This is a genomic window from Candidatus Merdisoma sp. JLR.KK006 (genome assembly GCF_036941035.1).
In the GTDB taxonomy this organism is placed as follows: Bacteria; Bacillota; Clostridia; order Lachnospirales; family Lachnospiraceae; genus Laedolimicola.
This window is the reverse complement of the sequence record NZ_JAYMNS010000009.1, coordinates 34,072-55,523: the sequence shown is the minus strand read 5'-3', so window position 1 is coordinate 55,523 and position 21,452 is coordinate 34,072. Positions and strand designations below refer to the sequence as shown.

Genomic DNA, 21,452 nt, shown 5'->3' with positions numbered 1-21,452 from the left:
AATAAAAAAGAGCAAAGGAGGATTCATATCAGAACCAAAGTTCTATATGAATGAACGCCTTTGCTCATCAATTTTAGAATATAACACATTGCCCTTCGTCTGTCAATGTTGCGGATCGCTTTTTCGTTTACATTTTGGGATGGGTGCAAATCATGAAAAGTTATGATTAAACCACATTTTCTGAACAGGCAGCCTTTATTCCATCTGCTGCTCTGCGAAGTTCTCCTAAGCCTCTTCCTTCCAGCATCATCTGATACATATCTAAAATCAATTTACTCAATCTGCTGCCGATTTCCAATTCAGAAACATTTCTCAATACGTCCTCTGCACATACAATATTTTGTTGCATACTGGCCGTTTCATCAATATAACGCCGCACACCTGCCGCTACTCCGATAGCAATGTAAGCCGGAACTACGTTCTGATCCATGGCCAGACAGGCAGCTCCAATCAGACGATCCTTCGGTGACAATTTACGTTCCGGATCTCTTCCCACCCGCCTGCAGGTATCCTTCAATGCTGTGTTGGCAAACCGGTAAAGTAAATCCATAATGTGCTTCATAATGTTTTCCAGTGGTACACCATATTCGGAAGAAAGTGCAGCAGCACTTTCTTCCATAGCATTTTTTACAATAATATAAATCTCATCCCGGTCAATAGACTGGTAAATATACTCCAATTCCAAAACATCTCCCAAATACGCACAGACAGCATGTCCCATATTGTGAACATAAAGCTTACGCTTAATGAAGAAGTCAAAAGGCTCAAAAGGAATCATATTTTTAATATCCGGTACTTCTCCCTTAAATGCTGCCCCATCTACCGGCAAAAAACCATAAGACTCCACACAGACACGTAAAGGGTCCCCATCCTTCATTTCCTCTGTCTGTATCGGAACCATACGACCAATAGATGCCTCCACCAGTCCTACATGTCCATCAAACCATTCAATCTCTTCTTTTGTTAACTCTGCTTTCACCATTCTTTCCAGAACACGATCCGCATCCATTAAATTCTCGCAAATGATAATATTCAAATTTTTACTGCTTGTTTGCATACGCCTGCGAATACCCGCCGCCAAATTAGGTGCAATTAATTTTAAAATTCGCGGGCCTACAGCTGTAGCCATAATATCACATTCCGCAATCGCATTGGCAGTCATTTCCATATCATTTCCGTTTATGGCAGTCACCGGCTTTATCATCATATCCTGATGCCCCTGACTGGCAACATAGCGCAAAGGATATTGTTTCTTTTCCTGAAGCTCCTTTACTACCTTCTCTGCTACATCCACAAAAATCACTTCGCAGCCGGATGCCGAAAACAGCATTCCAATAAAACCGCGCCCAATATTGCCAGCGCCATACATGACCGCTTTCATTCTTTCCCCTTCTTTCAAATATTTTGCAGCGTCAAGTCTGCTGTTTCCCTCAAAAATGCTTCTGTCTCTGCTGCAATTCCAAAAGCATCCAATCTATGTATGTGTAAAAGTTTTTTCGCATCCCCGGATTCTCCGAATATATCCGGAATCCCAACCATTTTAACCGGTATCGGATACCTCCCTGCCAGCACTTCACAGACAGCACTGCCCATTCCGCCCAACACTGTATGTTCTTCAACTGTAATTGCCTTTCCGGTCTTTGATGCTGCCTGAAAGATCAATTCCCTGTCCAGCGGCTTGATACTTGCCAGATTTACCACCTGAGCATCTATACTGCTTTCCATCAGCATTTCAGCCGCCTTTAAGCTTTCCTGTACACAAATGCCTGTGGCAAAGATCGTTATATCAGTTCCATCTCGTTCGATCCGGCCTTTACCAATGGTAAACGGCTCGCCTTCTTCATGGATCATATCTACTTCGAGCCTTCCAAACCGGATGTAAACCGGGCCTTCATAGATAAGTGCTGCCTTCAATGCCGCCTTTGCCTCAGCATCATCGCTGGGATTCAGAACCACCATACCCGGAATCGCACGCATTAATGCCATATCCTCGTTGCACTGATGAGTGGCTCCGTCTTCTCCTACAGAAATTCCTCCATGCGTGGCACAAATTTTCACATTCAAATGAGGATAGCCGATAGAATTACGTATCTGTTCAAAGGCGCGCCCTGCTGCAAACATGGCAAAAGTACTTACTACCGGAATATATCCCATGACAGACATGCCTGCTGCCATGCCCATCATATTACTTTCCGCAATTCCACAGTTGATATGGCGTTCTGAGTAAGCCTTCTGAAACATACAGGTTTTTGTTCCTGTAGTCAGATCCGAATCCAAAACTATCATTTGGGGAAATTCCTCTGCCAGAGAAATCAAGGCATTACCAAAGCTCTCTCTTGTAGCAATTTTCTTTACTTCCTGCACAAAGCTTCACCCGCCCTTTCCAATTCTCTCATGGCTTGCTTAAACTGTTCGGTATCCGGCACCTTTCCATGCCAGCCTGCCTGATCTTCCATGAAAGATACGCCTTTCCCCTTCACTGTCTTTGCAATCAGAGCAAATGGAACTCCTGAATATTTCTTTGCATCCCCAAAAGCTTCAACAAGCTCCTTCATGTTATGGCCATCTACTGTTTTCACCTGAAAATGGAATGCCTGCAATTTTTCATCAATAGGGTTCGGTGAATTAACCTCATCTAAATGTCCGTCACATTGCAGATCATTATTGTCAATGATAATCACCAGATTATCTAATTTTCTGTTGCCTGCAAACATCAAAGCTTCCCATACCTGACCTTCCTCCATCTCCCCATCCCCGAGCATGACATAAACACGAATAGGAAGTCCCTGCATTTTTGCTGCAAAGGCCATACCTACGGCTGTAGAAATGCCCTGTCCAAGAGAACCGCTGCTCATATCTACACCTGGCGTATGTTTGCAGTCCGGATGCCCCTGCAGGCGGGATCCCAGACGGCGAAAGGTCCGCAATTCATCTTTCGGGAAAAACCCAAACTCTGCCAGAGAGGCATAATAGGCCGGTGTTGCATGCCCTTTGGATAAGACAAACCGATCCCTGAATTTCCATTTCGGATTCTGCGGATCTATGCGCAGGATCTGCCCATAAAGGCAAGTAAAAATATCAGCTGCTGACAGTGAGCCTCCCAGATGGCCGGATTTTGCCTGGTAAACCATCTCTAAAATCAGGCGCCGGATTTCATTGGCTTTCTGCTTTAATTCTAATGTCTCCATGCTTATTCTCCTGCCACATTAATATGCAATCTCGATTGCTTTTTGTTGTTCATACGATTCCAGTGCCGCTGTAATCAAAGCGTGAGACATATGGGTGTGCTGTGGCTTTACACAGCCAAAATCCAGTTCTCTGCCCTCCAGCTCTGCCATATATGCTGCCCACATCTGTAAAATAGCATCCGAAAATCCAAACTCAAAATTTTCGCCTGTAATCGTGGGAATCATACTGCGGTATCCTACCAGAACACGGCACCAAGACTGGATCGCCCCCTCTGCATACAAATAGTGAAAAGCATCCGGATCCTCGGAAGTAAAGTAAACAGAAGCTTTTGTCCCATTTATTTTCAAATACCACTGGTCTGTGGCCCCAGGCTCAATACGCTTAGTCTCCAGAGTCATAGGGAACTCATAGCCTTCCATATGTTCAACACGGCAGAGCATGGTTGCATTATCCCAGGTATCACAGACAGAAGTACCTCCTTTGCCATCCGGCCTCTCTTTTACGATGTCACTCAGTACAGCATACACACTCTTTGGCTTCCATCCCAATGCAAATGGAACATGCTGAGTATGAAGCCCCAGATCACCCATGCAACCATAAATACCATTCACACTATTTTTCCGCTTCCAGTTAATAGGCTTATCGGGATTCAAGTCACTGGCATGGTTAAAGCCTGCCTTGACTTCAATGATCTGCCCCAGTCTCCCTTCCTTCACCCATGCAATCACACGCTGGCATGCCGGAAAAAAAGGAAACTCACTGGCGCAGCGGCAGAATACCTCTGGATGATTTTTTAAAGCCTCCAGAATAGCATCATTTTGTGCCTTATCCATACCAAAGGGCTTCTCTCCCATAAGATGCTTTCCTGCGTTAATGATATCGCTGTACACCTGTTGATGCATCACATGGGGAACTGCACAATACACAGCTTCCACTTCTTCACAAGTCAGCAGCTCATGATAATCCGTAAAATGATATTTCAACCCAGAAACAGCCTTATCAAACCACTCAAAAGCTGCCGGATTGGTATCACATACTGCAACAATCTCCGGTTTTGTAATTTCATCCTTCAGATGGCACCAGCGTAAAGCAGCACTTGCAAATTCTTTTCCCATAAGGCCGCAGCCAATGATGCCGAATTTTTTTGTTCTCATTACCATTCTTTCCTTACCCCCTTATCGATCTCCCAATCGTTCAATTTCATTTTCTGCTGCTGCCAGTTCCTCTGGGCCATCCAAAATTTCCAGTTCAATGTCTGTCTTATAAATTTCACCTGGCTCTAAATACTGAAGTTTGTTTTGCTCTTTTGCCTGAGCCCGCCCGATAGGATTTACATTGCCTGGCTCCAATCCCAATACATACTCGCTTTCCGCCAACATCTTCCATTCTGTCAGGCAAGGTAATTGCTCCCGGTTGAACTTCAAGGAAGCTCCTAACTCCAATTCTTCATTTATCAAAGCAATCCTTGTATTGCCTTCCTCGTCTGTCCTAAGTTCATGAAAATAGCAGCGCTCATTTTGCAGATGCATTGGCTCATGAAATTGCCCATATAGTCCCATTTCCTGTTCTGCTATTGAATCTGCTCCTCGTATAGCCCCAGAATTAACTATCAGTCGGCTCTTCTCACTCAAAAGAGGATAGCCAAAATTCATATGATACAGCAGCAGCAAAGCCTCGGCTGTATGGCCTTCGTTTTCAATTACATCATGAAGCCAAAACTTTTTTTTACCCAGCTTTGCGGTAATTGTTCTGCGCAAAACCAAATTTTCTCCATGTACGGCGCTCTGACGCATCTGTCCTTCTATAGTCATCACATATTCTTCACCTATCCAGTGTTCTTTACAGCACACTTGTGTAGCCGGAATATGTGCCAGACGTCCATGTAAGCCATAATTTTGTAAGCCGAAAATTCTTCGTTCCTCCTGGCAAGGACCTCCTGCATTGGAAAATCCACAGGTAGTCAGCATCCCGCCGTAGAAGCTTCGCAGCCATTCCATCCCTTCCCGTTCCAGATAAGCACCACTTGTCAGCTCTGCTTTGGACTGCCAGGATATGGGAATTCCTTTATAGCGTGTGCAATTCAGATCCATGCACCTTCCCGGAAGTACTGTGAATTCCAGACCGCTTCCGGTTACCACATCCACCGCTTCCACTCCTTTGGCCCTTCCTTCTGTCAGCTCATACCGCTTTAATCCGCCTACTTGGGAAATGCTTCCCAGATGTCGCAGCAGTTCTTTTTTATCAACATTCACTTTCCATTCTTTCATTTTGTTCCACCGCCCTATTCATGAATCTTTTGTTTCTGGCGGATAATATCAAGCATGACCGCTCCGCCTAAAATGCATCCGGTAAATACATCTGCCCAATAATTTGAGATGCCTATCATATTAATAATGTTGTTGATAACAAATACAACAAAAATGCCAAGAGCGACACCAATCGCATTTCCTACACCTCCTGTCAGACTGGCCCCGCCTACTACACAGGCTGCCACAGCTTTAAATTCCCAATTGCTTCCAGTAGATGGCTGTGCACTATTGATATCAATGGTTGCCATAATTCCTGCCAATGCTCCAAATGCACCCGAAATCAAATATGCTACCGTCTTAATCCTTTTAACGTTTACTCCCTGAAGCTCTGCTACTCCAGCATTATTTCCAACTGCATAAAGCCTGCGGCCAAAAACTGTTTTTTTCTGAACAAATGCCATAAACATGTAAATCAAAATAACAATCCAAAAAAACCAAGATACCCCCAAAGGGGTTGCTTGTGAAAATTCTCTCATTTCAGCAGGCAAAGTGATCACCGTTCCCCCATTAACCAGATAGCGCAGTCCTCCACAAATGTAAAGCGTTCCCATAGTAGCAATAAAGCTGCTCATCTTAATTCCTACTACCAAAAAAGCGTTCATTGCTCCTACTGCCATCCCTGTCAAAACAGCAATAAATACACTGGCTGTCAATGACTGACCCCTGACAATATAGAATAAGGCAAAAATCATACCGCAAAGTCCTGCTATTCGTCCTATAGAAATATCAATCTCTCCAACCAGCAATGGAAAACTTGCGCCAAGGGTTGCCAATGCCAAAAAAGGAATTGATTTTAATATGGATGCAATATTATTTCCTGTCAGAAAATTATGGTTAAAAATTTGTGTAATCACCATAAGCCCTGCCATGGGGATCAGTACCCCTGCCATAGAATTATTTTTCAAATAGAATTCCAAACCAAATTTTTTCTTTTCCATGCTTATGCCACCTTCTTTCTCTTAAAACGGAAATTCTTTTTAACCAAATCAAAGGCTACTGCAACCAGCAAAACGATACCAGTAACAACCATCTGATAATTACCATTTAGTCCTAAAGTTTGCAGACAATTTTTCAATGTCTGGTACATCAAAAGTCCTATGAATACGCCCCACATAGTTCCCTTTCCGCCTGTTGTGCTGACACCGCCAATTGCACAGCATATAATTGCAGGGAACTCATTTCCGATGCCGGTTACCGGAGAACCCGAAAGGCTGCTGATCGTTTGCAGAATTCCGCAAACAGCCGCCATGCCGCCTGCAAAAACCATACATAGACCTTTGATATATGTGACTTTCAGTCCTGCAATCCTACTGGCTTCTGGGCTGATTCCCACAGCATGAACTTTTCTACCCATTGGAGTAAACTGCATGAACATTCCCATAATGAAAATAATCCCTATAACGATAAACAACATCCAGCTTAAACCTAATGGTCTAGCTTTACTCATTGTCACAAAGCCTCCCTTTAAAGAAGCAATTGCTCCTCCCTTGGATATAATTGTCCCCAGACCTTTACAGATATATTGTGTAGATAATGTAGTGATCCATGAAGTCATACCTAATTTCAAAGTTATAAATGCATTTATAAGTCCGACCGCTATCCCTGTAAACAGCCCTGCTAAAATTGATGCAATGGGACTCCATCCCAATATGATAGAAGCATGTGCAAATACCAGTGAACAAAGGGTTGCGTTACAGCCAATAGATAAATCAATTTCTCCGCACATCAAGGCAAAAGCCTCTCCAACAGCCAAAGCACCAATAAAAGCACAATTACGTAAGATAATCTGAATATTTTTTACTGCAAAGAATGCCTGATTGACAGAATTTGTATAAACGCATAACACAATAAGTACAATCAACATGCTTATTTCCGGCGTCATTAAGACTTCTGCCATCGACATTCTCTGTTTTGCCATGGTACTCTTTTTATTATTCTTCATGACTGTACCTCCTAAAATTCTTTGAACGTCTGTGTAGCAAAATTCATAATTCCAGCCTCGGTAGCTTCTTCCTTGTTCAGTTCCCCACTGATACGTCCTTCCGCCATAACAAGAAAGCGATCGCTCATAGCCATCAGTTCCGGAAGTTCAGAAGAAATTAAAATAATTGCCACTCCTTGTCCTGCCAATTTATTAATTAACTCATATATTTCTGCCTTGGCCCCTATGTCAATCCCTTTTGTTGGTTCATCTAAAATCACAACCTTGGGCAATGCATTCAATGTTCGGGCAATTACCACCTTTTGTTGATTTCCTCCAGATAAACTTTCTACCAAGTCATTCATGGAAGTGGCTTTCACATGGAGCGCACTGTAATAATCCATGACATTTTCCGCTTCTTTTTTCCTGAAAATAAAACCATTTTTCACAATAGCTTTTAAGTTTGACAGCGAAATATTTTTTTTGATACTCCATCCAAAGTGAAGACCATATTTCTTTCTATCCTCTGTTACCATCCCAATCCCATAACGAATGGCATCTCCCGGATTTTTAATATCTACTTTCTGCCCGTCTATATAAATCCGGCCCTCACTGGGCTTTAATTCGCCATAAATACCCATGGCCGCCTCGGAACGGCCTGCGCCAACCAGTCCAGCCAGACCAACAACCTCTCCTGCATGAACGGCTAAATGAAAGCCATGTACCAGATAGCGTTCTGCAATATAAGGATGTTTGATACACAGATTTTCTACCCGAAGCTTTTCTTCCCCAATGGTTACCTGACGTTCCGGATACATGGTCGTCATCTTGCGTCCAATCATATCCTCGACAATCTTATTCTGATCGTAGTCCTTACGCTCATACCCCGAAATATTCTTTCCATCACGCATAACAGTTAACGAATCTGTCATCTCCATAATTTCTGCCAGCTTATGTGTCACGAAAAGAATTGCAACTCCTTTTTTCTTCAATGTTCGAATAACCTGGAAAAGCCTCTGTACATCCTGTCCTGACAAAGAAGTTGTCGGCTCGTCCAAAATTAAAACTTTCGGCTCTGTTGCCAATGCCCGGGCAATCATCAGCATTTGCTGCTGTCCCACAGATAACCGGCGAACATTTGCATTTGGCTCCAAATCAATACCTGTCTCTTTTAACAGCTTATTTGCACGAGCACACAGCTTTTTATGGTTAACCAATTTATCAGAATTCCCGTTTTTCAAATCAAATAGAAAGATATTTTCTGCCACGCTCATATCTGCCAGAACATTAATCTCCTGCGGTACAAAGCCAATTCCAAGCCTCATGGCTTCCTGCGAACTTTTCAGCTGAATCGTTTTTCCTTCAATCCGTATTTCACCTTCATAGGAATCATGCGGATACACGCCATTTAAGCATTTCAAAATTGTAGATTTCCCTGCTCCGTTTTCTCCGACCAGCCCCATAATCTCTCCTGCTTTAACATGAAGGCAGACGTGATCATTTGCTATGGTTCCTGGAAATATTTTTGTTATATTAATTGCTTCAATCAAATAAGGCTCCACGATACCACTCCTTCACTCCTTTTTTCTTTATTCACTGCATTTTAAAAAGTTGTGGGGAGCCTTTTAAGCTCCCCATGCAGTCATTCTTCCATCAGAATCAGCCACCAAAGGTACTGGATACACGATCCAAAATATTCTGATAATACTCAGGAGAATTTACGCCCTCACCACCTTCATACATCAAAGGTGCTTCAAGTGCTGTCCAATAGGGAACAGACTCTCCACGAAGCAAAGCATCAAAACTATATACTGCCTGATACGCCTCTTCATAAAGAGGCTGCGCAACCAGTGCTGTCACATAACCAGACTCCAATTCAGCCAAATTGTCAGCTGTATAATCCATAGATACAATAACTAAGTCACCCGCTTCAAGGCCGCATTTACGGGCCGCATTTGCCCAGGTCACCGGGCCGCTCCCTGTCCAAGATACCGCACCTACCAGATCTGAATTTGCCTGAATAATGGAAGCATTGACATCTGTGGATTCTGTTACATCTGTAGCACCTTCTACCATCGGATCCAGAACTGTGATGCCTTCCAGCTTGCCTTCTGCCTGCAGTTCTTTAATACGTGCAGTAAAGGCTGCGGAAGCCGCATCTTCATTAGTAGTGTAGCCTGCCTGAGTCAAAGCGATGCTTCCCGTTTTTCCCTCCAATTTCTCAGCCATATAATCCGCTACGGCTTCTGCGTAATCTGTGCATACACATGCCAGATTTACATCAAGTCCCGGTGCCTTACCTTCTTCCCACTGAAAATGCGGAACACAGGTATATACACCATAATCATTTTTCATTGTCTCAATACATGGAAGCATGGTTTCTGTTTGTGCCCAAAGAACAACTCCGCTGGCACCTGCCGCCGCTGCTGCTTCTGCTGCCGCAACAGTTTCATTTTCATCAGAAGATTCTGTACCAACAATCTGGTAGTTATATCCCAACTCTTCACATGCTTCAACAAATCCCAGCTGTACGCAGCGAAGAACTGGATGATTCATGAGAACTGTAGAAAAAACAAGCGTATGATCTGCCGGATTAAAATCCGTTGCTTCCTCTGCCGGCGTTTCTGCTTCTGCTTCCTCTGCCGGTTCTGCTGTCTGAGCGCCATCTGCTGTTTCTTCCTTGGAACCGCAGCCAATCATACCCACTGCCATCACGAGCGACAATAAAAGTGCGATTACTTTTTTCATTTTCTTTCCTCCGTTTTCTTTTTGGTGTTTTGTTATTGGGTTTTTATATGTTTCTGTGGAGCTCCTCACAGGAAACTACATTTTTTCGGCTTAATGAAGCAGCCCTGGCCGATGCAGGGTTAAATATTCTGCTTTCTGACTTATATATTTTTCACTGTTTGCAGGTACAAAGCTGCGAATGCTGCGTGAAATTTTTGTATTTGCGTCGTCCAAATCTAAAAAGATTCCTGAACCTATTCCTGCCAACAATGCTGCTCCCATGCAGGAAGCTTCTATTCCATTTTCAGACACATCAATCTGTTTTCCAGTAATATCTGCCCGCATCTGCATCCAACGACCGGATTTGGTTCCTCCTCCTGTCATCAGCAGTTTTTTAACGGAATATGAAAGCTTTTCCAATACCTGCAGGTTCAAATTCAGTTCACAGCAGATTCCTTCCTGTACTGCCTTGTATAAATCAGCTTTTGTTGCCCCTGCCGTAAGTCCTGTTATTTTACCTGTCTGGTATTCAGACCATTCCGGATTCATAGAACCGTAAATATGCGGTGTCACACAGATTCCGCTGGGTTCACTGTCTGTCATGGACTCCAGCAATTCAAAATAGCTGATGCCTTTTTCTCTGGCTGTTTGCTTTTCTGTCTGACAAAATGTATCTAGATACCATTTTGTCATCATGCCTGATACAAAAAAAGCCAATGTAATATATTGTTTTGGAAGTACATGGCAGTAAGAATTTAATCCATACTTCATGCCTTCCCTATTATTTAAAGGATTTCTTGTTCCAATAGCGGCACATTCATAGGAGCCTGCCGATACAGTGACCGTACCTTTTTCCACATTTCCCATGCCAATAGACGCACAAGGCTGATCATGTCCGCCTGCAACTGCCTTTACATTTTCGCCGAGTCCAAGCTCTGATGCAATCTCTTTCGGTATCATGCCCAAAAGCGTACCACTGCAAACCGGCTCCGAAAAAATACTTTTTTTCAGTCCTGCTGCTGCCAGAATTTCTTCTGACCACCTGTGTTTTTGTATATCGAAACCGCCAAAACGAGAGGCAACGGAATAATCTACCACATGAGGGAATCCCAGTTTTCTATATATGTAGTCATTCCCGGAATCATACTGTAAGACCTTTTGAGCCAGTTCCGGATGCTCCTTTTTTATCCACATCACTTTTGGAACCGGGAACTGCGGATGCATCATAGAACCAGTCAATCCATAAAGCTTTTCCTGTCCCAGTCTTTGAATTAATTCTTCTGACTGCTGCCTGCACCGACGATCCATGCTGAGCATGACAGGCATCAACGCCTGTCCATGTGCATCAATAGGAATTAAACTTTCACCATGGGAACTGACTGCTAATGCTTCAATCGGATCAGCAGCAGCCTCTGATGCCAGCTCCCGGATAATAGCTGCTGTGTTTTCCCAAAAGCAATCCGCCGAGATTTCTGCTGCACCATTATTTCCAAGAATTACTTGTTCTGCATAACTTAGCTGCTTCTGTGCCAACAGTTTTCCTTCTGCCGAAAGAACAATCCCCTTACATGTAGATGTTCCTACATCCAATCCTAAAATACTCATTTTCAGTCCCTATTTTCCCCGAACGGCTTCAATGCCCATAAACTTGCAGAACATTTCCAGCGCATCTGCCACTTTATCATCATGAATTAATGCTCCATGATGAATTATTCCTGTATCAATCATCTTCTGTTCCCAATCTTCAATATCATTCACTTTTACCCATCCGTAGGAGCCGCGAGTCTTGGGACCGATATCTACGATTTCACCCGTTCCAAAAAACATAGAATATTTCCCGTCATACTCTACCAAACGTGCACAGGTTACCGGTCCATTTTTCATACGAAATTCCATAGAGCCATAACAGGTCGGACTCCAGAGCCCCAAACGCTCGTTCATGGTCAAATGCTTCTGGCAGTCACCTGCGCATAATTCACAGGCAGCGTTACCGCAATGCCATGCCAGCCACACATTTTCTTCTGTTGGATGAAGATCCGTCCAATCAATAAAATCTGCCGGAATTGTCCCCAATGCGCAATGATTCATAATGGACATAGTAACTGCTCCCATAACATCTACTTCACATCCTACTGAATATCCCTGTGAATTCAACCGGGAAAATGTGGAACATGCGGCAATGCTGTACCTATGCTGCAAACTTTCCCAGCAGCTGGAAGCTATAATTCTGCAATGATGTTCCTCTGCTAAAGTTATCAATGTTTTTTCAAAACGAGCCTGATTCGTAATGGAGTTTGGTGTTTCCAACGTAATCAAGTCAGCTCCCCAGCGGATTTCTTCCGCAATCCTCAATACATCCGGATCATCCGCCGAAATAGCATCCATATATTCATAAGCGGTTGCCAGATCTACCGGAACAAGCACCTGGCTAAAATTCCTCATCATGTCTTCTTCACTGAAAAATTGGGATTCAAATTTAGTCGGACGTGTGCCTACCTGCAAAACTCTGGCTCCTTTAAAATGAGACACCGCATTGCATGCACGTGTAAAGGTTTCTACTTTTTCGGCAAAGCGGCTCTCCTCCGGTTCACAGGTAATAATATGTTCAAATTTAAATCCACGGCGGCGCAGAGCAGAACAAGTCATAAATTGCCCGCACCAGGTATCCGTCGAGCGATTTCCCTGAGAAGAAAAAGGACCGCTCCTTGTGGCAAAATGCAATACCGGCATATCTTTTGGCAGCTTTGATAAAAGTGCCCCAAGGGCAATCTCAAGGCCAAAGTTCATGTTGCCAATGATAATTCCCTGAACATTTTCTTTCAGAAATAAATCGGCAGTCGCCATTCCCTCTTCTACCGTTCCAACGCAGCCTTGATCTGTCAGCTCTTTGGATGGCACAACGATTTCCAGCCCCGGAACTTCATCAAATACCTTCATGCAGCGGTCACGCGTCTTTTCTGCCAGCTTTCCTGTATAGGCATTCCCATCCCAGGATTCCCAGGTTGACGGCACAAAACCAATTTTTACTGTCTCCATAACGATTCCTCCTAAATGTTAGTAATATTCTAAAATGAAGCGTTTCATTTTTGTTTTAAAAAAATATAGCTTGCGGTTGTTGAATATGCCTACTCCGGCATATTCAACTGTGCCAGAATACTACTCTTTAGTAATAAACTGGGGGCTACTTTTGTCTCCTCTTTATTTAACACTGCTTCTGTCAGATATTTGTACAATACATCAACAGCTACATCTCCTTGCTGCCAAAGATGCTGATCCAAAACAGCTACTACTGTTCCATCCTCTACATAAGGTCTTAAATCAGCCAAAATATCCGTGGCAATTACATGTACCTTCCCCTGCCGGCCATGAGCATGGATACACCTGCATACAGATTCGGAGTTTGCTGTTGCTACATAAATCAGACGCAAATCCGTGCATTTCTCCAAAAGCTCCGCTGTCAGTTCATAAGCTTCAACAGGATTTTCATGAGCCTCCCGCACTCCTGCAATGCGAACCCCTTGTTTCTTTGCCTGGTCCAGAAAGCTCTGCATCTTAATTCGATGTTCAATCATATCTTTATTTCCAATAAAAATCGCTACAGACTCGTCTTTCTCCAAAATAAGTTTTGACAAATCAACTGCTATCTTTCCGGATAATTTCGCATCTACATCCACACAGGCAAGACGTCCCGAATTCACCATATCAGACATTAACACAATCACGGGAATCCGTTTTTTCTGTAATTTTGCAATTCTTCCGCTATATTCGCACACACGGGAGGGACCCAGAATCAAGCCATCAATTCCTTCTTCTTCAAACTTATCCAGATATGCAATCACTTTTTCGTCATCATTATAATTTGCATAACGCTCAAACGTCGCACTAACCTTAAAATCACTTAGAGCAGCAACAGCGCTGCGAATCCCGTTCAACATCGGACGATAATACTCTTTAAACTCGGAAGGAAGCAATATCCCAAACCGCAAAGGCTTATGTGCCAGACTGCGTGCTACTTTGTTCACATTATAGTTTAACTCTCGTACAGCTTCTTCTACTGCCCGGCGATTACTCTCTTTTACGCTGCTGTCACCATTTAAAACTTTGCTGGCCGTCCCTAGTGATACATTTGCCCTTTGTGCAATATCTTTAATTGTTACTTTAGATGGTGCGTTTGACATGATTTCCCCCGGCAGATAAATTTACCTTTCAAAAATGAAGCGTTTCATATTTTTATAATACACATTTTAATCACCGTTGTCAATGATTTTGTAACGGAAATTTTTCACAAAAAACGGAAACTGTTTTTGTATGTAATTTACATTTATTCTTCGTTACTATTTACTATTTTCCTGATTTATCAAGATGCATTTCCCCGTCCGGTGGGATTCCTGGGCTGCAAAGATAACCCGCATAGCTTTTATCGCTTCTTCCCCATCTACTAAGGGCCTGGTATTATTCCGAATACTGTCCACAAACGAATCAATTACGCCGGAGTTAAACAGCTTTCCGGAGGTCTGATCCTCATTATTCCCCACGGTTCCCAATTCCAGACGTTCAACAGCGCCGTTCTTTTTCTCTGCAATCAGCGTATATTTGGGATCCGTATAGCAGCGGATAACGCCCTCGCTTCCCTGAATTACGACAGAATTAATCTCCTCCCCATACTGGGTCCAGCTTACATGCATGGTTCCCGTTATCCCACTGGCTGTCTGATAGAGACAAAAGGCATTGTCATCTACGGAAATCAGTCTGCCGTCCGGATATTTTTTATCTCTTGTCTCTAACATTGCATTTACCTTTACAATCGGCTCTCCCAGCAGATAATGCATCAGATCAGTTTTATGTACTCCCAGATCCGCCATCACCCCAAACACGGACTTCTGTTTGTCAAAAAACCATGGATTCGACTGACCGCACCATGCTTCCGGACCAGCATGTCCATACACCGTATCAAAGGACAGGATTTTACCGATGTCACCTCTTTCAATCCGCTTTCTTGCTTCCACATGAGCTGCTGCAAACCGCTGATTCTGTCCGATCATCAGCTTTTTGCCGTTACGCTTTGCCGCTTCCACCATGGCCTCACATTCTTCCAGGGTAACAGCCATGGGCTTCTCACAGAGTACATGGAGTCCGTGATCGAGGGCCTGAACGGACATGGACGCATGCAGGGCATTGGTCACGCAGACGCTGACCGCATCCAGTCCACTGTTCAAAAATGCTTCCAAATCTGTAAATGCTTTTCCGCCATAAGCTTCCGCTAGTTTTTCCGCTTTCCCTGGTGTTACGGAATAAAATGCCGCCAGTTCGCAATGTTCGTTTGCCGCAAATTCCGGAATATGCCGTACCTGGGCAATAGTGCCGCAACCTATAATTCCTATTTTTAACATGAAATAAATACCTCCTATTATAAGTCCCGCAACAGAATATATTTCAATAATACTTGCCTACTGCTTGCAGGCCGGATAGGCAAGCTGCTCCTGGCTGGATGCCGTGGCCTTGGCAAGCTGCAGTACAATCTCACTGAAATACCGGGGGCTTACCTCATTAAGCTTGTGCTGATTCTCTTTCTTAATGGTATCGTAGACATAGCTTCCCCGCTTTACCGTGCCTGCCCGATAGAAAGCAGCACCGTACACCGTAACCTCGTCGTTTTCATCTCCTACATAGCATCCGGAGAATTCAAGCTCTACGCCCATCTCCCCGTCTTCCCGGTAGAACGTGTAGTAAACTCCGGCATCCTGTACGGAGCCACGGTACCAGCCCATACCCTGGAGCTTGCCGGACAGTGACAGACCATTTAACAGCTTTCCGCCGAAGCGTGTCAGCTCTGCCTTTCCCGTCTCTTCCTCTGTGACCCGGTATACCGGACGTTCTAGCTGTTCAATGGGCTGAACAATCTCATAATCCGAAAGCTGCTCTTTCCAGACGGCCAGATCCTCCTGGGAAAGCTCAATGGGATGAACCAGGCCAATCTGTGCATCCTCGGGAAGCGTAAACTCATCCTCGTCCCTGGTATTGAAGCTGCCGTCCTCCATATAGCGGAACGTGTCCTTTAAGGCACCGTTTTCATAGGTTCCCCAGATAAGGCCGATGGCAAACTGATGCATCACGGGATTTTTCACAAAGAGCTCTTCCCATGCCCTGGAAGTCCAGAGCCTTTCTGCGGTCAGTGCCTGCTCCAGACGCATCTTCTGATTGGAAACCACGGTTTTCAGCTGCTTTTTCATCTGCTTGAATTCTGCGTAGGCTGCCGCCGCCTTTTCTTCCTCATCCCGTTTTCCCGGTGCCGGGAGATTCTTCAATTTTTTCTCCGATTCGCCAAAAATCTCCAACTCCAATGCTGTTGTCAGATACACGCTAAAGGAACGTGTTCCATAATCAAAGGTTCGCTTCAGGCTCTCGTCAAAACCAAGATTCGGCACAATGCGGTCCTCAAGCTCCGCCTTGCTGATTCCAAGGGTGGACGCCGCATATTCCAAGGCTTCGCCCGCCGCCGTCTTTACCTGGCGGAATTTAAACTTCCGGGAAATCTGATCCACATACAGGAGAGCCGAAGAGGTTCCGTTTAAAGCCAGTGCCTTTACCGCTTCCGCAGCCATGGCCCCCCTTGCATGCTGGGGCCACTCCTGAATCTGACGGCGGAATACGTCCACAATCGGCATTCCTCCATGAATCGAAGCCGCATAGAGCACCCATTTTTTCTTGGCTTCGGCCCCGGATTCCAGCCATTTGTCAAAAAGCTCCGCCATATAGGCACCAAGCTCCAACGGCTCCAAATCCGCCGCCAGGGCTGCCGCTTCGGGGCTCACTCCCGGCACGGACCGATCCGCATAGGCTGTCAGGATTGCCTGCAGATACTCTTCCTCCGCTTCGCTGCCGTCCTTTTTATGTACTGTCGGAAACGGCGTCTCATAGGCCCAGGCCACTTTCCGCTTTTTGCCACCCTTTAAGATCTCACGCACCAGGTCCGCCCCGGTATGAGGACCCTCTCCCTCTGCCGCTGTCTCCTGCTTCATGCCAAGGCTGTCCAAAAGAAGCTCTCGAAGCTTCTTACTCTTTTCCGTCTCCAATGCCTTTGCAAATGCATCCTCATAGTTCTTCACTCCCCAGAACTTCAAAACCCGGATGGCAAGTTCACGCTCCTGGGATTTCTTAGAGGTAAGCATGGAGAGCATCTCCGGCTCCCACTCCCTGTGGGCCGTGCAGATGGTTACAAGCTGCTCCCGAACCTGCTTGGAGCTGTCCAGTGCAGAAGCAAGGATTACTTCCTTTTCTTCCTGCCAGTGATCATCCAGGGCACGGACACAGATACACCGTCCGATGGCTGTGCTGTCCTTTGCCGCTTCCCGAATCTCGTCGGCACGCTCCCCCCATCTGGCGGAAAATGCCTGAGAAGCCGCATCCATCACCGCATTTTTATCCTTTTCCTGATAGCAGGCACTGTAGATGCCCTCCATGGCATCCGCCTGATAACGGATGGGCAGTTCTTCCTTTTCAAAGAGCTGTACCAGGCGTTCTATCTCCTCTTGAAGCTGCTTTTTATTGGCATTCCTGCCCCGAAGCCCTGGAAGCAAATAACCCGGGAAAAAGCTTCCCTCCATCCGAAGAGCTTCCAGCACCACACCTCTCCGATACAGACGGCCTTTATTCCGCTGCAGATTCTTAAGCTTCTGAAAACGCTGATAGCTGTAGCTACGGCTCCCTCTCCAGCTATTGACAAAGGGGTAGAGGGTGTCAAGGGATGTCTCTCCCAGCAGATATGCCTTGGCTTCCGCCTTTCCGATATTTACATTTGCCACCAGTTCTTCTGCCAGCTTCGCCTGATATTTGTCAGAATTATCTGCTTCCAGCTCCCGGCAAAGACCAGGATTGCTCTTTCTTGTCTGGGAGAGCAGGAATTGATACTCGTCTGTGGTAATTTGCCCGGCCACATAGCGGACAGCTTCCGGATGGCGGACTGCCATGCGGCATAAGCCCTCTTCCTCGCTGTTGGCCGTATACCAGCGGACAAAGGCTTCCGGCTTCACAGGAATCAGAGCTTCTAACTCTTCCAGATGCCTGTGGAACCAGGAATCCTTGTCATTTGGAAGACTTGTGAGATCTCTACAGGCCTTTAGGGTGATATCCAGGGACAGGCTCCCCGCTATCTGCAAAAAGGCGCAAAAGACAGGGGAATGCTCCACTGCCAGAAATGCTGCTCCGGACAAAAGGGTCAGCATATATTCCGTAAAGGTTCGCTTATTCAAAAGCTTCTGAAGCTCTGCCGGAAACGGCTGTTCTATGGGATGTTTCCGCACATAAGCCTGAAGCTCCTCCATCTGGCTCTTTCCCAGATCGTGCTTGATAAACATCTCGGGCATACTGGCTATGAGATTGTCCTCCAGAAACTTCAGAGTCTCCGATACTCCCTCCCTGCCAGGGGAAGTACCTTTGCCGAAGAGTCCTTTCAAAATACCGGGCCTTTTTTCTTCGCTTCGTTTGATGTTCAAATAAATGCCCGCCAGCAAAACCTTTGCATTATCATACCGGTGATAACACAGATCCATGGCCTTTCTTAAGACCTCCGGATCCTTTCTTCCTTGCTCATGGATGAACTTTGTGTTTCTGTAATTGACAGAATAGCTGTTCCAGACTATCCCCTCCACCTGAATTGCCACCGATTGCTCCGGGCTTAAATATTCACTGATGGAATTCAGGTTCCACCCAAAGCGGTTAAAGACGTAAAAGGCCGTAGAGCCCCCTGCCGATGCCTGAAAACGCACATAACGGCCAAGCTCTTCCTTTTTGTTCCGCTTTCTGAGATGCTCTACATAGTCGATGCTTTTCTGACGCTCCGCCTCGCCAAGGGCGGAAAAATCCTGGCGTTCGGTCTGCTTCAAGAGTTCTGTATGTTCCGGACTGCCGGTGTCCAGATATTCCTCCGCCAGCCTTCGGTTCTTTTCAGACAGCTTTAAAGCGTCTAAGGTGTCCATAAGTTTTTGATAGTTTCTTTCGTCGCTTAGGTTCATAGTAACATTCTCCTATATTATTAAAGTGTAAAGCCCATAAATGAATAAGACTTTACACTTTTTGCCTGCATGAATTGTTATGCCTTATATTTTAGCAGATTCGGTAATAGGTGTAAAGTCTCTCCAATTATAAATTCAGGTTTTACCGTTTTCATAATGGTTCATCTCCCACACCGCCCGATCCTGGGACACTTTCTCCAGACAAAGCTTCACATAGTCCATCACCCTTACCCACGTCTCCAATACCGGTTCCGGGTCAAATTCCATCTGATGCCGTTTATTTCCCAATGTCTTTTCCAAAAATCCCAGGTCTTCCTCTGCCCGGTGCAGGCCAAGGGTTCCGCCCTCTCCTGCCAGGCGGCCAAGGTTCTTTAAGGTTTCCTCCTGCAGGGAATTAAGACCGCTTTGAAACAAATCTCCAAGTGCTTCCCGAATTTCACCAAGAAAGCTCTCCATTCCCTGTAAAACATCCTTGTCCGGGCCATTGGAAGCAGATTTTCCCTGCAGCTTCGCCGGGGGACCGGCTATCTTTGCAGCGTGTTCCCCTGGTTCTTCCTGCTCCCGCAGATACTTCTCCAGTTCCTCCCGTCCATCAAAAAACCGTTCTCTCCCAAAAACCTCAATGGGATACAGACAAAGCTTCCCCTGCTCCAAATAGGGGATCCCGAAAAAGACCAGTGTCTGATCCGTTTCCTTTTTCAGTCTCTCACTCAATCTCTCCAGGACTCGAATCGTCAGCTTTTCCTCCTTGGAATAGGCAACGGCTACTGTAATCTTTCGTCCCTTTCCATCAGAAATTTCCATAGAAAACCGCTGATGCACCGTGTCAAAATTTCCCTCCTGACAGTGAAAGGCTCCCGCCAATACCAGACGCTCCCCCTCTTCTTCCTGTCCGCAGACTCCAAAGCAATCTTCCAAAAGCTTCTCATAATCCCAGAAGACGGCTTTTCGGATCTCATCGCTCCCAAAATCCCGGATTCCCACAATCTCGCTTTTTGTCTCCTGACTGACGGAAAGCTTTCCTCCTGCAGCTGCTTTGGCATGGGTAAGATAAAATTCCAGATCCATCATCTGCTCTCTGCAGCAATTTAAGCCCCAGGGAGCCTGAGCCTGCTCTCCCCCTCCCAGGGGACGTCTGCGGACACCCTCATAAAATACGGGACGGGCATCCGTCCAGGTATAAAAGCTTCCCTTTTCCGGTTCCAGAAAATAGTAGATTTCCCCCTCATATCCCGTCTTGCTGTGAAAGCTGCGGCTTCCCATGGCAGTTAAATGAAGACGGGATACGGGACGGTAAGTATCCCGAAAGCTTCCGGCCAAAGCACGCAGCTTCTCCGAATCCTTTGTGTGCTCCAGACTCTCCGCCATCTGATACAAGGTTAAAAGCTGCTCCAAAAGTCCCTCGGTCCGAAATGCCTGAGATCGCTCAAAATACAGCCGGTACTCAGAAGCTATCTTCCGAAGATTCGTCTCAAAGGCTGCAAGGCCCGCCCCATGGCTGATGACCGCCAGACGCTCCATGCTCTCCGCCGCTTCCGGTGACAGGCGGGACAGGCCCGTCATCAAATGGAGACGGATTCCCTCCTTGATCGAGGCCGCTGCCCGGGCAAACTCCTGATGATTCCATTCCTCATTGCTTTCGGTCAGCCTTTTAAGCTGTTCTAAGGTAACTGCCTTTCGGTGAAGCTGAAAAAGCAGGATTGCCTGTGCCTTATGGGAGCACAGCTCCCGGCTTTTGCAGGTGCAGGTGGAAAATTCCAGAGGGCTTAAGAGCTTGACTGCCGTATCCTCCCAGGGTACCTTTACCGTGATTATCGTTCCCTCCTGAATCTGGGGCTGCTCTCCTGCATGGAGGTAGTCCAGAAGCTCCCTGTATCTTTTGTTACCGCAGGCCCGCTTTAGCTTCTCGATTGGGTACTCGATAATCTCCTGCTCTAATGCCTGCTTTAAGGCTTCTTTTCCGAAAAGAATCTCCTGGCTTTCTTCCGCTGTCTTTGGTGGAGCTTTCTCTTCTTTTTCGTCCTCAGGCTGATTTTTTTTCAGATACAGAATCGCTGTGATGATGTGGCGGCAGATGCTTCGGGAGGGACAAGTGCAGGTACTTTCGCCCAGAGGCATGCGTATTCTGCATACTGCTTCTTTTAAGGTTACCTCTGTCTCCGTTTCCTGCCAGACCGCAGACGGTTTCTCCTGATCCAGATCCTTGTATGCACGTTTTACCGTTCCTTTGTTGCATAATCCGGTAAGATATTCATCATCTACCTGTAAAAGCATGTTCTTTAATGCTTCCATCTC

15 protein-coding genes are annotated in these 21,452 nt (G+C 45.6%); all 15 read right to left on the bottom strand.

All coding sequences use genetic code 11. The features are described 5' to 3' along the window. Positions 1-166: 166 nt before the first annotated feature. On the bottom strand, positions 167-1,381 hold the full coding sequence (locus VSQ61_RS09390; RefSeq protein WP_334344178.1) for a mannitol dehydrogenase family protein: 1,215 nt from the start codon (positions 1,379-1,381) through the stop codon (positions 167-169). A gap of 14 nt (positions 1,382-1,395) precedes the next feature. Beyond that, positions 1,396-2,364 (bottom strand): transketolase family protein, encoded by a 969-nt coding sequence (locus VSQ61_RS09385; protein ID WP_334344177.1) that lies wholly within the window; start codon positions 2,362-2,364, stop codon positions 1,396-1,398. Next, positions 2,352-3,188, bottom strand: coding sequence for a transketolase (locus tag VSQ61_RS09380; protein ID WP_334344176.1), 837 nt, complete (start codon positions 3,186-3,188; stop codon positions 2,352-2,354). Before VSQ61_RS09380 ends, VSQ61_RS09385 begins: the two co-directional genes overlap by 13 nt. 18 nt (positions 3,189-3,206) lie before the next feature. Then, positions 3,207-4,349, bottom strand: a complete 1,143-nt coding sequence (locus tag VSQ61_RS09375) for a Gfo/Idh/MocA family protein (protein WP_334344175.1) — start codon at positions 4,347-4,349, stop codon at positions 3,207-3,209. Positions 4,350-4,364: 15 nt separating this feature from the next. Continuing rightward, positions 4,365-5,456 carry an aldose 1-epimerase family protein gene (locus VSQ61_RS09370; protein ID WP_334344174.1) on the bottom strand — a complete coding sequence of 364 codons (1,092 nt, stop codon included), beginning with the start codon at positions 5,454-5,456 and terminating at the stop codon, positions 4,365-4,367. Positions 5,457-5,470: 14 nt separating this feature from the next. After that, positions 5,471-6,436, bottom strand: a complete 966-nt coding sequence (locus VSQ61_RS09365; RefSeq protein ID WP_334344173.1) for an ABC transporter permease — start codon at positions 6,434-6,436, stop codon at positions 5,471-5,473. Positions 6,437-6,438: 2 nt separating this feature from the next. Continuing rightward, positions 6,439-7,440: an ABC transporter permease gene (locus VSQ61_RS09360; RefSeq protein WP_334344172.1), complete on the bottom strand. Its 1,002-nt coding sequence runs from the start codon at positions 7,438-7,440 to the stop codon at positions 6,439-6,441. 11 nt (positions 7,441-7,451) lie between these two features. Then, positions 7,452-8,981 (bottom strand): sugar ABC transporter ATP-binding protein, encoded by a 1,530-nt coding sequence (locus tag VSQ61_RS09355; protein ID WP_334344171.1) that lies wholly within the window; start codon positions 8,979-8,981, stop codon positions 7,452-7,454. Positions 8,982-9,078: 97 nt separating this feature from the next. Further along, positions 9,079-10,167, bottom strand: coding sequence for a sugar ABC transporter substrate-binding protein (locus tag VSQ61_RS09350; protein ID WP_334344170.1), 1,089 nt, complete (start codon positions 10,165-10,167; stop codon positions 9,079-9,081). 90 nt (positions 10,168-10,257) lie between these two features. Next, complete coding sequence (locus VSQ61_RS09345; protein ID WP_334344169.1) at positions 10,258-11,751, bottom strand: FGGY-family carbohydrate kinase; 1,494 nt, start codon at positions 11,749-11,751, stop codon at positions 10,258-10,260. Between the two features lie 9 nt (positions 11,752-11,760). Next, the gene (locus tag VSQ61_RS09340) at positions 11,761-13,182 is read right to left on the bottom strand and encodes an L-fucose/L-arabinose isomerase family protein (RefSeq protein ID WP_334344168.1); all 1,422 of its coding nucleotides are present in this window, start codon (positions 13,180-13,182) and stop codon (positions 11,761-11,763) included. Between the two features lie 89 nt (positions 13,183-13,271). Further along, positions 13,272-14,324, bottom strand: coding sequence for a LacI family DNA-binding transcriptional regulator (locus VSQ61_RS09335; protein WP_334344167.1), 1,053 nt, complete (start codon positions 14,322-14,324; stop codon positions 13,272-13,274). Positions 14,325-14,480: 156 nt separating this feature from the next. Then, positions 14,481-15,536: a Gfo/Idh/MocA family protein gene (locus tag VSQ61_RS09330; protein ID WP_334344166.1), complete on the bottom strand. Its 1,056-nt coding sequence runs from the start codon at positions 15,534-15,536 to the stop codon at positions 14,481-14,483. Positions 15,537-15,593: 57 nt separating this feature from the next. Further along, entirely contained in the window at positions 15,594-19,157 is a 3,564-nt protein-coding gene (locus VSQ61_RS09325) for a DUF4132 domain-containing protein (RefSeq protein ID WP_334344165.1), read from the bottom strand. A gap of 135 nt (positions 19,158-19,292) precedes the next feature. Then, the gene (locus VSQ61_RS09320; protein WP_334344164.1) at positions 19,293-21,449 is read right to left on the bottom strand and encodes an SWIM zinc finger family protein; all 2,157 of its coding nucleotides are present in this window, start codon (positions 21,447-21,449) and stop codon (positions 19,293-19,295) included. Positions 21,450-21,452: the final 3 nt, after the last annotated feature.